General features: G+C 61.6%; 12 protein-coding genes. 7 read left to right on the forward strand and 5 right to left on the reverse strand.

The features are described from left to right. Positions 1-40 precede the first annotated feature (40 nt). The gene (locus tag AC1D1M_RS18810; RefSeq protein WP_477776787.1) at positions 41-961 is read right to left on the reverse strand and encodes a histone deacetylase family protein; all 921 of its coding nucleotides are present in this window, start codon (positions 959-961) and stop codon (positions 41-43) included. 79 nt (positions 962-1,040) lie between these two features. On the opposite strand from AC1D1M_RS18810, the gene AC1D1M_RS18815 reads away from it, so the two are divergent. The 3 genes from AC1D1M_RS18815 (at position 1,041) to AC1D1M_RS18825 (ending at position 3,174) form a co-directional block, all read left to right on the forward strand. After that, on the forward strand, positions 1,041-1,610 hold the full coding sequence (locus tag AC1D1M_RS18815; protein WP_477776788.1) for a GNAT family N-acetyltransferase: 570 nt from the start codon (positions 1,041-1,043) through the stop codon (positions 1,608-1,610). A 104-nt stretch (positions 1,611-1,714) separates the two neighbouring features. Then, complete coding sequence (tesB, locus tag AC1D1M_RS18820; protein WP_477776789.1) at positions 1,715-2,584, forward strand: acyl-CoA thioesterase II; 870 nt, start codon at positions 1,715-1,717, stop codon at positions 2,582-2,584. Further along, on the forward strand, positions 2,581-3,174 hold the full coding sequence (locus AC1D1M_RS18825) for an HAD family hydrolase (protein ID WP_477776790.1): 594 nt from the start codon (positions 2,581-2,583) through the stop codon (positions 3,172-3,174). Before tesB ends, AC1D1M_RS18825 begins: the two co-directional genes overlap by 4 nt. A 142-nt stretch (positions 3,175-3,316) precedes the next feature. Here the strand turns inward: AC1D1M_RS18825 and AC1D1M_RS18830 are convergent, their stop codons facing one another. From AC1D1M_RS18830 to AC1D1M_RS18845, 4 genes are all read right to left on the reverse strand, one after another. Then, positions 3,317-4,276, reverse strand: a complete 960-nt coding sequence (locus AC1D1M_RS18830; RefSeq protein WP_477776791.1) for an alpha/beta fold hydrolase — start codon at positions 4,274-4,276, stop codon at positions 3,317-3,319. After that, positions 4,277-5,170 carry a KPN_02809 family neutral zinc metallopeptidase gene (ypfJ, locus tag AC1D1M_RS18835; protein ID WP_477776792.1) on the reverse strand — a complete coding sequence of 298 codons (894 nt, stop codon included), beginning with the start codon at positions 5,168-5,170 and terminating at the stop codon, positions 4,277-4,279. Between the two features lie 226 nt (positions 5,171-5,396). Continuing rightward, positions 5,397-6,230: an aldo/keto reductase gene (locus AC1D1M_RS18840; RefSeq protein WP_477776793.1), complete on the reverse strand. Its 834-nt coding sequence runs from the start codon at positions 6,228-6,230 to the stop codon at positions 5,397-5,399. Next, positions 6,214-7,962, reverse strand: a complete 1,749-nt coding sequence (locus AC1D1M_RS18845; protein WP_477776794.1) for an FAD-dependent oxidoreductase — start codon at positions 7,960-7,962, stop codon at positions 6,214-6,216. The genes AC1D1M_RS18840 and AC1D1M_RS18845 overlap by 17 nt, the downstream gene beginning before the upstream one ends. A 175-nt stretch (positions 7,963-8,137) precedes the next feature. On the opposite strand from AC1D1M_RS18845, the gene AC1D1M_RS18850 reads away from it, so the two are divergent. The 4 genes from AC1D1M_RS18850 to AC1D1M_RS18865 all read left to right on the forward strand — a co-directional run bounded on the left by AC1D1M_RS18850 (position 8,138) and on the right by AC1D1M_RS18865 (position 12,017). Then, the gene (locus tag AC1D1M_RS18850) at positions 8,138-8,914 is read left to right on the forward strand and encodes an IclR family transcriptional regulator (RefSeq protein WP_477776795.1); all 777 of its coding nucleotides are present in this window, start codon (positions 8,138-8,140) and stop codon (positions 8,912-8,914) included. 241 nt (positions 8,915-9,155) lie between these two features. Then, positions 9,156-10,211 (forward strand): Gfo/Idh/MocA family protein, encoded by a 1,056-nt coding sequence (locus AC1D1M_RS18855; RefSeq protein ID WP_477776796.1) that lies wholly within the window; start codon positions 9,156-9,158, stop codon positions 10,209-10,211. 2 nt (positions 10,212-10,213) lie between these two features. After that, on the forward strand, positions 10,214-11,029 hold the full coding sequence (locus tag AC1D1M_RS18860; RefSeq protein WP_056728770.1) for a sugar phosphate isomerase/epimerase family protein: 816 nt from the start codon (positions 10,214-10,216) through the stop codon (positions 11,027-11,029). Positions 11,030-11,138: 109 nt separating this feature from the next. Then, positions 11,139-12,017 carry a DMT family transporter gene (locus tag AC1D1M_RS18865; protein WP_477776797.1) on the forward strand — a complete coding sequence of 293 codons (879 nt, stop codon included), beginning with the start codon at positions 11,139-11,141 and terminating at the stop codon, positions 12,015-12,017. Positions 12,018-12,073: the final 56 nt, after the last annotated feature.

A 12,073-nucleotide genomic window follows, 5' to 3' on the forward strand; every position in this document is an offset into this window, starting at 1 on the left:
CAGGCAGTTCCACAGGCATTGTGGGTAAAGCATCCACAGCTCAGTGACAACCTGATGACTGCCAGACGCGCTGCGCGCTGTGATGGAGGATGCCGTGACGGCGGGCCAGGGCCTGGCGGTCCTTGCTGTAGCCGCCGCCAATCACCCCGACCAGCGGAATGTCACGGCCCAGGCAATGGCGCATCACGCTTTCATCGCGGGCGGCGACGCCATCGTCTGTCAGCTTCAGATAACCCAGGGCGTCGTCCTTATGCACATCGACCCCGGCGTCATACAGCACCAGGTCCGGTTGGTAGAGCGGCAGCAGGTAGTTGAGTGCATCGTCCACCACCTTCAGGTAATCGGCATCGCCCATGCCATTGGGCAGTGGAATGTCCCAATCACTTTCGGCCTTGCGTGCGGGAAAGTTCTTTTCGCAGTGCAGGGAAACGGTCACCGCCTCCGGAGTGTTGTGCAGTATTCGAGCAGTCCCGTCGCCCTGATGCACGTCGCAATCGAAGATCAGCACCCGGTTCACCCGACCACTTTCCAGCAGGTAATGGCTGATCACCGCCAGGTCATTGAAGATGCAGAACCCGGCCGGGTAGTCGTAGTGCGCGTGGTGGGTGCCGCCCGCCAGGTGACAGGCCAGGCCATGCTCCAGCGCCTGCTCGGCCGCCAGCAATGAACCGCCGACCGCCCGCACCGTACGCCGGGCCAGGGCTTCGTTCCAGGGCAGGCCGAGGCGGCGCTGGTCTTCGCGGGATAATTCGCCACTCATGTAGCGCTCGATATACGAAGGGTCATGGGCGAGGGCGAGAATCTCTGCGGGACACAGCTCCGGGCGCAGCAAGTCGGCGTCGCGGGTCAGGCCACTGTCCACCAGGTGGTCGCGCAAAAGGCGGAACTTGTCCATGGGGAAGCGGTGGTCCGCCGGAAACTCGGGACTGTAGTCTTCGTGATAAATCAGCGGGAGCGGCATGATGATTTCATTCAGGAATGAGAGAAGGATCCTACCAGCGTTGTAGACTTGCAGCATGCAAACGGAGGGGCGGTGAGCAATGGAGCCAATACTGGAACTCGAAAGCGCGCGACTTCTGTTACGCCAGTGGCGCGACGAAGATTTGCCGGAGTTTGCGGCGATGTGTGCCGATCCGCAGGTGATGCGCTATTTCCCGGAAAGCTTGAGCCGGCTGGAAAGCGCATCATTGATCGGGCGAATCCGTGGTCATTTCGCCGAGCATGGTTATGGTCTCTGGGCCTTGCAGCGAAAGGACTCTGGCCAGTTCATCGGGTTTACCGGGCTCAACGTGGTCGGATTCGACGCGCCTTTCACCCCCGCCACGGAAATCGGCTGGCGCCTGGCCCGCGAGCACTGGGGCCTCGGTTACGCCAGTGAAGCGGCGTGGACCGCTCTGCGCTGCGGGTTCGACCGCTTGCCGCTGAAAGAGGTCGTGGCCTTCACGACGCAAACCAACCTGCCGTCAGAGAAAGTCATGCAGGCCATCGGCATGCACCATGATCCGGCGGATGACTTCGATCACCCGCGACTCGAAGCCGGTCATCCGTTGCGTCGGCATGTGCTTTATCGCATCAGCCGCGAGCAATGGCTGCAAACCTTGCATGGATAACCTGACACGGACGTTTACAATGGCCCTCATGGGCCCGGTCCAGAAACTGAATCGACCGTTGCAGCCAAGGCTGCGCGGCAATGTTTTGCGTGAGGAGCATCTGAATGAGCCAAGTGTTGGATGATCTGGTCGACCTGCTGACCCTGGAACCGATCGAAGAAAACCTGTTCCGTGGCCGCAGCCAGGACCTGGGTTTTCGTCAGCTGTTCGGTGGTCAGGTGCTCGGTCAGTCGCTGTCGGCGGCCAGTCAGACGGTTGAAGAGGCGCGCCATGTGCATTCGATGCATGGCTATTTCCTGCGTCCGGGCGATGCCGGGTTACCGGTGGTGTATCAGGTTGACCGGGTGCGTGACGGTGGCAGTTTCAGTACGCGCCGGGTGACGGCGATCCAGAAGGGTCACCCGATCTTCACGTGCAGTGCGTCCTTCCAGTACGACGAAGAAGGCTTCCAGCACCAGAGCGAAATGCCGGTCGTGGTCGGCCCGGAAAATCTGCCCTCGGAGCTGGAAATCACCCAGCAACGCGCGCATCTGATCCCCGAAAAAATGCGCGAAAAGTTGTTGTGCCCGAAGCCGATCGAGTTCCGCCCGGTGACCGAGAAAGATCCCTACAACCCGCTGCCCTCCGACCCGGTCAAGTACGTCTGGTTCCGCGCCGACGGGGCTTTGGCCGATTCGCCGGCGCTGCATAAATACCTGCTGGCCTATGCATCGGACTTCGGTCTGCTGGTCACGTCGATGCAGCCCCACGGCAAAACGGTGTGGAACAAGGACATGCAAGTGGCCAGCCTCGATCACGCGCTGTGGTTCCACCAGGATCTGCGTGCCGATGACTGGCTGCTTTACGCGATGGACAGCCCGTGGGCCGGCAACTCGCGCGGGTTCTCCCGTGGCAGCGTATACAACCGTGCCGGGCAACTGGTGGCTTCGGTCACCCAGGAAGGCTTGATCCGTCACCGCAAGGATTGGGCATGAGCCTGGCCGACGTACGTCACTGGGTGTTCGACATGGACGGCACCCTGACGGTGGCCGTGCACGACTTCGCGGCGATTCGCGTGGCGTTGGCGATCCCTGCCGAACACGACATCCTGACTCACCTCGCCGCACTGCCAGCCGATGAAGCGGCGGCCAAACATGCGTGGCTGCTGGAGCATGAGCGGGATCTGGCCCTCGGTTCGCAACCGGCACCGGGCGCAGTGGAGCTGGTGCGCGAGCTGGCCGGGCGCGGTTATCGCCTGGGCATTCTCACGCGCAATGCCCGGGAGCTGGCACATGTCACGCTGGAGGCCATTGGCCTGGCCGACTGCTTTGTGCTGGAGGATGTATTGGGCCGCGATGATGCACCACCCAAACCGCATCCAGGCGGGCTGCTGAAACTGGCCGAAGCGTGGAAGGTGCCGGCGAGCGAGATGGTGATGGTGGGCGACTACCGCTTCGATCTCGATTGCGGGCGAGCGGCGGGTGCACGGACTGTGTTGGTGAATTTGCCGGATAATCCATGGCCGGAATTGACTGATTGGCATGCGGCGGATTGTGTCGAGTTGCGGCAGATGTTGTCGGCTTGAAGAGTTTGTCGTCTGCTAAATCGCCATCGCGAGCAAGCTCGCTCCCACAATAGATCTGTGCGGACTCAATATTGAGGAACACCAGAGAACCACTGTGGGAGCGAGCTTGCTCGCGATGGCGTCAGTTCAGACACCCCGAACCTTATTGCCCGAACAAAGCCTTCTGCCCCTCCGGTGATGTAAACATCCCGTCACCGTTATGCCCAACCCCGGGTACTTCAATCAGTTGCTGATTCAACCCTTGCGGTTGCAGCCGCTTCAGATAATCAAAGTAAAAACGCCCGCGGGCCAATCGAGACGGCCCTTGCGCCCTGGCCTCACAGCTCTTGTCCAGCGCCGGATGATTCGGGTCGGTGTCCTGCTGCCCCAGCAGATAAACGACTTCACGCTTGAGGTAACTTTCCTGCAACTGCGCGGCGGTCTGCCCTTCGGCGTAGGCCGGTAAATCCGTCAGCCCGTACTTCCAGCGATTGAAATCCGGGCAACCGGCGTGACTGAACGCCACGGGTCGACGCTCATCGAAATAAGCATAGGAGGACGGATTGGCGATCACGTAGCGCACCTCCACGCCGGCCGCATCGAGCTCGGATTGCGCGTGACCGAGCAATGCATAGCGCTGAACCACCTGCGCGCCGCCGGAGTGCCCGGCGATGACGATTTGCTTCACATCCGGAAACTGCTGACGGTCACCCAACCGGGCGATGATTTCGTCGAGCGCCGCGTAGGAACTCAGCCGAAACGGTGCCGTGGATTCACCGCCAGCCATCCATTCATTGCCTTGCCAGCGCAAAACGGTGTCGGCCACCGGATGGACCGCAACGTCGGTTTCATTGAGGAATTGCGGGGCGATCACCAGGGTCGTTGCGCTTTGCCCGGCCAGTTCGGCCGCGTGCTCACCGCTTTGCAGATAGGTTTGCGCGTTGCGCAGGCGACCGTGGAGGATGATCAGCACCCGTTCGATTTTTGCCGGGGCGGGGCTGATGCCCACCGCGATTTCACCTGATTTCAACAGCAGGCGCCCAGAGCTGAGTTCCTTGACACCATGCTCGGCGGCCTGGGACGTTGCGCAAGTAAACAGAACAACCAACAACCACTTTTTCATCTACAGATTTTTCGCCGCAAAGGTATCGCACTGGCCAACCTGGCCTTGGGCGAAACCGGTTTTGAACCAGCGCACCCGTTGCGCCGACGTACCATGGGTGAACGAGTCCGGGACTACACGGCCCTGACCCTGCTGCTGCAAACGATCGTCGCCGATGGCGTTCGCTGCGTTCAGTGCTTCTTCGATGTCGCCCGGTTCCAGCCAGTTCAGGCGCTTCTGCGCATTGTTGGCCCAGACGCCGGCCAGGCAATCGGCCTGAAGCTCCTGGCGAACCAGCAAACCACCGTCGCCCTCCATCTGCCGACCCTGCTGGCGCGCTGCCTGAATTTTCGCGGAAACCCCGAGCAAGGTCTGCACATGGTGTCCGACTTCGTGAGCGATCACGTAGGCCTGGGCGAAGTCGCCCGCGGCGGAAAAGCGTTGGGACATCTCCTGGAAGAACGCCATGTCCAGGTAGACCTTCTGGTCGGCCGGGCAATAGAAGGGGCCGGTCGCCGAGGAGGCCAGACCGCAGGCCGAATTCACGCGGTTGCTGAACAACACCAGGGTCGGGTCCTTATATTGGCGGCCGGCTTGCTGGAATATCGCGCCCCAGGTGTCCTCGGTATCGCCGAGGATCGAACGCACGAACTCCGCGCTTTCATCATTGACCGGCGGTGCCTGGCGACTCTGGTTGGTGGCGGGTGCCGATTGCTGGTCCATTTGCCCGGTCAGTTGTCCGAGGATTTGCAACGGATCCTGGCCGGTGATCCAGCCGATGCCGACAATCAGGAGGATCGCCGTCAGGCTCAGGCCTTTGCCACCGCCAAAACGCATGCCGCCGCCACCGCCGTCAACATCATCGCCACGGGCGTCGACCACGTTGTCGCTGCGTCGGCCTTTTTTCCATAGCATGTGGGAATCCTCTTCTGTTCCGGGTAAAGCTCCGTGCGATGAGTGTTGCTGCCAAGTGGGAGCGGCGCCAGTCCGGTCGTCCGTCTTTTTCTGGTGCACAGGCTGATTCCCGGCCACCCGCGAAAGGCTGCCGAGAACATTTCAGGTTTGTATTGAACACGGATATCCCGTCGAATTCCGTCCTGCGATGGGTTTTTATCGAGAGGGCGATCGCCGGTCTTGCGGATTATTCGTCGAATGCATCCCACACCGGTGCAAAGTCAGGGCTGACCTGACGCTCGCGTTTGGACAGGCTGGCGATCAGGGCACGGTCTTCATCATCCAGTCGCACATCCAGCGCCGCGAGATTGGCCAGTTGATTGGACTCGCTGCTGGCCTTGGGAATCGCGGCCACGTTGGGTTGATCGAGCAGCCATTTGAGCGCGATCTGGGTCGGCAGTACGCCGTGTTTCGCGGCGATCTGCCGGATGGCCGGAATCTGCGACACCTTGTTGCGCGCCAGTGGCGTGTAGGCTGTCACCGCCAGATCGTGTTGACGGGCGTAGTTGAGCAGGGCGTTTTGTCCGAGCAGCACGTGGTACTCGACCTGGATCGCTGACAGCGGCGCCCCCAGTTCTTCGACGACTTTGCGCAACAAGGGCAGTGGAAAATTCGCCACGCCAATGTTGCGCGCCAGGCCTTGCTCCCTGAACGACACCAGGGCTTCTATGGTGCGCGGCAAATCCCAATCGGTGGTTGGCCAATGGAGCATGAACAGGTCGACGTATTCGCTGCGCAGGGCATTGAGGCTACGGTCCATGGAGTGACGCATGGCGTCGGGTTGCAGTTGGTCCCACCAGACTTTGGTCGTGACGTGGATCTGCTCGCGGGGTGTCGGACTGTTCGCCAGCGCCTGACCGACAGCGTCTTCGTTGTTGTAGGCCGCTGCCGTGTCGACGTGCCGGTAACCCAGGGCCAGAGCCTGCTCCACGGCACGGGTGCATTCCTCGCCAAGCATTGGCCAGGTGCCGAGGCCGAGTTTCGGCATGTTCAAACCCTGTGCGTTAACGATGTGCTGCATGGTCGATCTCCTTTTCATAAGCAGTGACGCCTGCAATGTGGCGCGCGGCGATGTAGCCGAAGGTCAGCGCCGGGCCGAGATTGATGCCGCCAGCGGGGTAGTGACCGCCCATGATGCTGGCCATGTCGCCGCCCGCCGCGTACAGGCCGGCGATGGGTTGCGCCGCGCCATCCAGGACCTGGGCATGTTGGTTGACCTTGAGCCCGGCAAAGGTGCCGAAGCAGCCCGGCTGGACTTTCACGGCATAGAAGGGGCCTTGTTCGATCGGCGCGACGCATGGGTTGGGTCGTTGCAGTGCGTCTCCCTGCTTGCGGTTGTAGGGCGTGGAACCACGACCGAACTGCGGGTCCTCGCCGTTGCGCGCGTGGCGGTTGTAGTCCGACACGGTGCTGCGCAAGCCGTTCGGGTCGATGCCGCAGGCTGCAGCCAATTCCTCAAGGGTGTTGCCGGTTTTCAGATAGCCGCTGCGGATGAAGGATGACAGCGGCACCGGAAATGGCCGAGAGATACCCAGGCCATATCGACGCTGAAAGCCATGGGTGCAGATCAGCCACGACGCCACTTCTTCACCCGGCGGGGCGGCGGCGACCATGGCCGTGACGTAGTCGTAGTAGCCGTTGGCTTCATTGACGAAGCGCTGGCCGTTGCTCAGCACACCGATGATGCCGGGTTTGCCACGCTCGATGATGTGCGGGAAGTGTCCCGTGCTGCCGTCGCCGTGCGGCACTTGCGAAACCGGCGCCCAGGCGACGGTAGACGCCATGTCGGTATTCACCCGGGCACCGGCACTTTCGCCCAGGCGCAGACCATCGCCGCAAACGCCGAGGGGCGGCAAGGCCAGATGCTCATGCCCGGTCGGTGTGCGGGGGAACAGTGCCTTGCGACGTTCGATGTCATTGGCGAAACCACCGGCCGCGAGCACCACGGCCTTGCGTGCATGGATGCGCACCGAGCCTTTGGCAGTGCTGACCACGGCACCTTGTACCTGATTGTTTTCGCGCAGCAAGCGGATCACGGGTGCAGACTCCCAGAGCAACACGCCGAGGTCGTCCGCGGATTTTGCCAGGCGCGCCACCAGTGCCACGCCGTTGACCAGTTGCATCGCCCGGCCATGGACGGCGAGGTCGAGCAGGTGACGGCTGAAGCGCCGCGTGACATGCCAGGCCGCCGACAGTGAACGGGTCAGGTTGAGGAATGCGGTGAGATCCGCCCCCGCCATGATCGGCATGCCCATGAAGGATGTTTCCCGCATGGTTTTGCGCAGACGCTTGAGCAACGTGCCGACTTTTCGTGCGTCGTAAGGGGCGGCGATCACCGAGCGTCCACCGGTGCCTGCCCCGGGCGTGTCGCCATGAATGTCGGCAATGGCGTTGCCGTCGGAAAATTGCAGCGAGGTGAACTGTTCGAAGAACGACACCATCCGCGGACCGGCCTCCAGGAAAGCGTCGATCATCGTCGGATCAAAGCGCTCGCCCAGTTCGTGCTTCAGGTAAGTGCGCGGCAGTTCAACGTCTTCGACAATGCCCGCGCGCCGGGCCAACGGGTTACAGGGCACCCAGGCCCAGCCACCGGACCAGGCGGTGGCACCGCCGAACACCGGGTCCTTTTCCACCACTATGACTTTCAGCCCGTGCCACGCGGCGGTCACGGCCGCCGACAGTCCCGCCGCACCGGAGCCAACGATCAGCACATCGCAGTCGATGTCGGGAAGAAAGTGCGCTTCGGCAGGCATTGTTTGAACTCCGGTGTTTTATTGTTTTAGAATCTGGTTCCAGAAAATATAAGAATCAGATAAAGCCAAACAAGTCTGGAGGGCGTAAAGCGGGCGGTTATCGAACGCTCAGTTCCAGATTTCGCATTCGTGCGGTTGTCTTCTAGAATCGGGCAAATTTTGTGTGGAAGCGACCATGGCCGGTAGTCAGATCGAACGTGTTTTCAGTGTGCTCGAAAGCCTCACCAGCGATCCCCGTGGCCTGCCGATGCAGACCCTGGCGGAGCAACTGGACATCCCCAAGAGCGCGACCCATCGCCTGCTGGCCGAGCTGATTCGCTTGGGCTATGTGCGGCAGAATCCGGATAATTTGCGTTATCACCTCTCGACCAAACTGGTGGCGATGGGCTTTCGTTACCTGTCGAGCTGCGGTGCCGATATTGTGCAGCCAGTGCTTGACCGACTGGCTCAGGAAGCCGGCGAGCTGGTGCGCCTCGGGGTGATCGACGGCGAGCGTCAGACCTGGATCGCCAAATCCCAGGGCGCCCGCTCCGGTCTGCGTTACGACCCGGACATGGGCCGCGATGCGCCGTTGTTTTACACCGCGTCGGGGCATGCGTGGCTGGCGTGCATGAGCGATGCCGAAGCCTTGTCGCTGGTGGAACGGCAGGGCGCGCAGGTGCCGGAACATGTGGGACCGAATGCGCCGCGCTCGAACATCGAATTGCTCGAACGCCTGCGTCTGGCGCGGGAGCAGGGCTACGCCTGGGTCGAGGAAAGTTCGGCGGTCGGCACTTCGGCGATTGCGGCAGTGGTGCGCCATCCCGCCGATGGACGGGTGATCGGCGTGCTTAGCATCGCCGGGCCGAGTGCCCGGATGCCGGGGGCGCGGCTGCATGAACTGGCACCGTTGTTGCTGGCGTACACCGAGGAGTTGTCGGCGGCGAGTTTGGCGTCGGAGTTGTTTGCTTAAAACCCTCGCAAAAAACCTTTGTAGGAGCGAGCTTGCTCGCGAAGAGGGAGTGTCAGTCGACATCCATATCGCATGACACACCGCCATCGCGAGCAAGCTCGCTCCTACAGTGCTCTGTGTTCAGCTTGAGAAGCTGTGCGCTGTTCGAACACTTTCAGGATAGGTCCGTGTAAGAATCTGGAATCAGGTTCTAAATTATTGGAATTCATCGTTCCAATAACACTCACAAGAGGACCGCATCTTGAATTCGCCACTTCGCATCGCCCTGATCGGTGCTGGCAACATGGGCCAGCAGCACTACCAGCACCTGCAATCCCTGACTGAAGCGACGTTGTGCGCCGTGGCCGATCCCGGACCGCAGGCGGTCAGTCTTGCGGCGCAATGGGGCGTAGCCTGTTTCGCCGATCATCGTCAGATGCTGGAGCAGGCGAAGCCAGACGCTGTCATCGTCGCCAACCCGAACACGCAGCACGTCGGCACGGCCCTCGACTGCCTCGCGGCCGGCGTGCCGGTACTGCTGGAAAAACCGGTGGGCGTGCACCTGGATGAAGCCAGGGAACTGGTGGCTGCCTCGAAGGCGAGTGGCGTTCCGGTACTGGTCGGACATCACCGTCGCCACAATCCGCTGATCGTCCGCGCCCACGAACTTGTCCACAGCGGCGCATTGGGTCGGTTGACCACGGTCACGGCGCTCTGGCAGTTGCGCAAGCCCGACAGCTATTTTGAAACACCCTGGCGCCGCGAGGCCGGCGCGGGGATGTTGTTGACCAACCTGATCCACGACCTCGATCTGCTGCGGCACTTATGCGGTGAAGTGCGTCAGGTTCAGGCCATCACCAGCAACGCCATTCGCGGGTTTGCCAATGAGGATTGCGCGGCGGTGTTGCTGCAATTCGACAACGGCGCACTGGGCAGCCTGACCGGCTCCGATGCGGTGGCGGCGCCCTGGAGCTGGGAGCTGGATTCGGGGGAGAACCCGGTGTATCCGCGTCATCCTGATCAGCCGTGCTACTTGCTGGCCGGAACGGGTGGGGCGCTGAGCATTCCGCAGCTTAAACGCTGGCACTACAGCGAAGTAGACGGCGGCTGGCATCAACCGTTGCTGGCAACCCAGGAAAGCTTCAGTGCCGATGAAGCCCTGCGTTTGCAGTTGCAGCACTTCGTGCGCGTTGCGCGCCGGGAGGTCGAGCCACTGGTGAGTGCCGCCGATGCCGCGCGTACGTTGGCGCTGATCGAAGCCATCCGCGAAGCCGCCGAAACCGGGCGTGCCTGTGCGCCATCGTTGATCGAGGGTTGAGCATGAGCGAACGTATCTTCTCCCTGGCCAGCCTGACCGTGCTGGAGTTGTCACCGCCCGACATGGTCGAGGTCGCCGCGCGGGCCGGTTACAGCCATGTCGGCTTGCGTCTGGTACCGGCGACCCCTGAGGAGCACCATTTTGCCCTGGTGGCCGACCACGAATTGCGGCGCCAGACCCTGGCGCGTCTGCGCGATACTGGTATTCGGGTGCTGGACGTCGAAATCCTGCGGCTCAAGCCGGAAACCGTCGTCGCCGATTTCGAAAGAATCCTCGCGGTGGGTGCCGAGTTCGGCGCCAGTGAGTTGCTGGTGGCCGGAAACGATCCTGACGAACAGCGGCTGACGCAGCATTTTGCCGAGCTCTGTGATCTGGCGGCAGCCTATGGACTGCACCCGCACCTGGAGTTCATGCCTTGGACCGATGCGCGCAATCTTCAACAAGCCACGCGTATCGTGGAAAACGCCGGGCGTGAAAACGGCGCCGTGCTGGTGGACGCCTTCCACTTCGATCGTTCGGGATCGCGGCTGGAAGATCTGGTCAAAGTTGCTCCCTCACGGTTACGGTATGCACAGTTGTGTGACGTCGCAGGACCACGGCCGGCCGATATGGCGGAGATCTTGCGTCAGGCGCGTAACGAACGGCGTTTTCCCGGCGATGGCGATTGTGATCTGCGGGGGTTGTTGGGGAGCTTGCCGGCTGACATTCCGTTGAGTCTGGAGATTCCCACCGTGCAGTTGCTGGAGCAGGGCGTGAGTGGATTGGACCGGGCGCAGATGGCGCTGGATAAAACCCGGGAATTGTTGGCGCAGCTCTAATCGGTGCTGCGCACCTATCGCGGGCAAGCCACGCTCCCACAGGTTCTATGCTGACTGGATGGACGCGTGGTTTGCCCGTGATGCTTTTGATTTCAAGTAAGGAAACCCCATGACCGTCAGCACCCCGCTTTCCGGCGTCAATCAGCCCTTCAAAGGGATCCTGCTGATCGTTGTCGCAACCTTCCTGTTTTCCAGCCACGATGCCTTTTCCAAATACCTCTCCGGTTTCTATCCCATTGTCATGGTGGTCTGGGCGCGCTACGTGGTTCACACCTTGTTGATGGCCGGGATTTTCCTGCCGCAATCCGGGCTGCGGGTCCTGCGTACCAAACGGCCATTGCTTCAGCTGATCCGGGCGCTGTGCTTGCTGGGCACCAGTCTGTTTTTCACCACGGGGCTGATGTACATCCCGCTGGCCGAGGCCACGTCGGTCAACTTCCTTGCTCCGGTACTGGTCACCGCGCTGTCGGTACCGCTGCTGAAGGAGCGAGTGACGCGGGGGCAATGGCTGGCGGTGATTTGCGGTTTTATCGGAGTACTGATCATCGTTCACCCTGGGGGCGATTTGTTTACCCCGGCGGTGTTGCTGCCGTTCTGCTCGGCGCTGTTTTTCTGCTTCTATCAACTGCTGACGCGCAAGCTCAGCGAGATCGACAGCCCAACCACCAGCAACTTTTTCGCAGGCTTGTGCAACACGCTGGTGATGAGTGCGCTGGTACCGTTCTTCTGGCAGACGCCGAACCTGGTACATGGCGCGATGATGCTGGCGCTGGGCGCCTGCGGGATGACGGCACACCTGTTCCTGACCCAGGCTTTCCGCCTCGCGGCACCGGCACTGCTGGCACCGTTCAGCTATTGCCAGATCATCTTCGCCGGCCTGCTGGGCTGGCTGCTGTTTTCCCATACGCCGACCCTGACCACCGTGCTCGGCATTGCCGTGATCTGCTGCAGCGGGTTGGCAGCGGCCTGGCAACAAAGCCGCCGCTAAGCTGCGGCAAAACGCAGACAATAAAAAGCGCAGGCCCGAGATCGGGCCTGCGCCGA

It is taken from the genome of Pseudomonas sp. P1_F7, assembly GCF_056405655.1.

Excerpts from the sequence above, each read along its gene's own strand:
- AC1D1M_RS18810 (WP_477776787.1), bottom strand. The coding sequence starts at position 961 with ATGCCGCTCCCGCTGATTTATCACGAAGACTACAGTCCCGAGTTTCCG.
- AC1D1M_RS18815 (WP_477776788.1), top strand. The coding sequence starts at position 1,041 with ATGGAGCCAATACTGGAACTCGAAAGCGCGCGACTTCTGTTACGCCAG.
- tesB (WP_477776789.1), top strand. The coding sequence starts at position 1,715 with ATGAGCCAAGTGTTGGATGATCTGGTCGACCTGCTGACCCTGGAACCG.
- AC1D1M_RS18825 (WP_477776790.1), top strand. The coding sequence starts at position 2,581 with ATGAGCCTGGCCGACGTACGTCACTGGGTGTTCGACATGGACGGCACC.
- AC1D1M_RS18830 (WP_477776791.1), bottom strand. The coding sequence starts at position 4,276 with ATGAAAAAGTGGTTGTTGGTTGTTCTGTTTACTTGCGCAACGTCCCAG.
- ypfJ (WP_477776792.1), bottom strand. The coding sequence starts at position 5,170 with ATGCTATGGAAAAAAGGCCGACGCAGCGACAACGTGGTCGACGCCCGT.
- AC1D1M_RS18840 (WP_477776793.1), bottom strand. The coding sequence starts at position 6,230 with ATGCAGCACATCGTTAACGCACAGGGTTTGAACATGCCGAAACTCGGC.
- AC1D1M_RS18845 (WP_477776794.1), bottom strand. The coding sequence starts at position 7,962 with ATGCCTGCCGAAGCGCACTTTCTTCCCGACATCGACTGCGATGTGCTG.
- AC1D1M_RS18850 (WP_477776795.1), top strand. The coding sequence starts at position 8,138 with ATGGCCGGTAGTCAGATCGAACGTGTTTTCAGTGTGCTCGAAAGCCTC.
- AC1D1M_RS18860 (WP_056728770.1), top strand. The coding sequence starts at position 10,214 with ATGAGCGAACGTATCTTCTCCCTGGCCAGCCTGACCGTGCTGGAGTTG.
- AC1D1M_RS18865 (WP_477776797.1), top strand. The coding sequence starts at position 11,139 with ATGACCGTCAGCACCCCGCTTTCCGGCGTCAATCAGCCCTTCAAAGGG.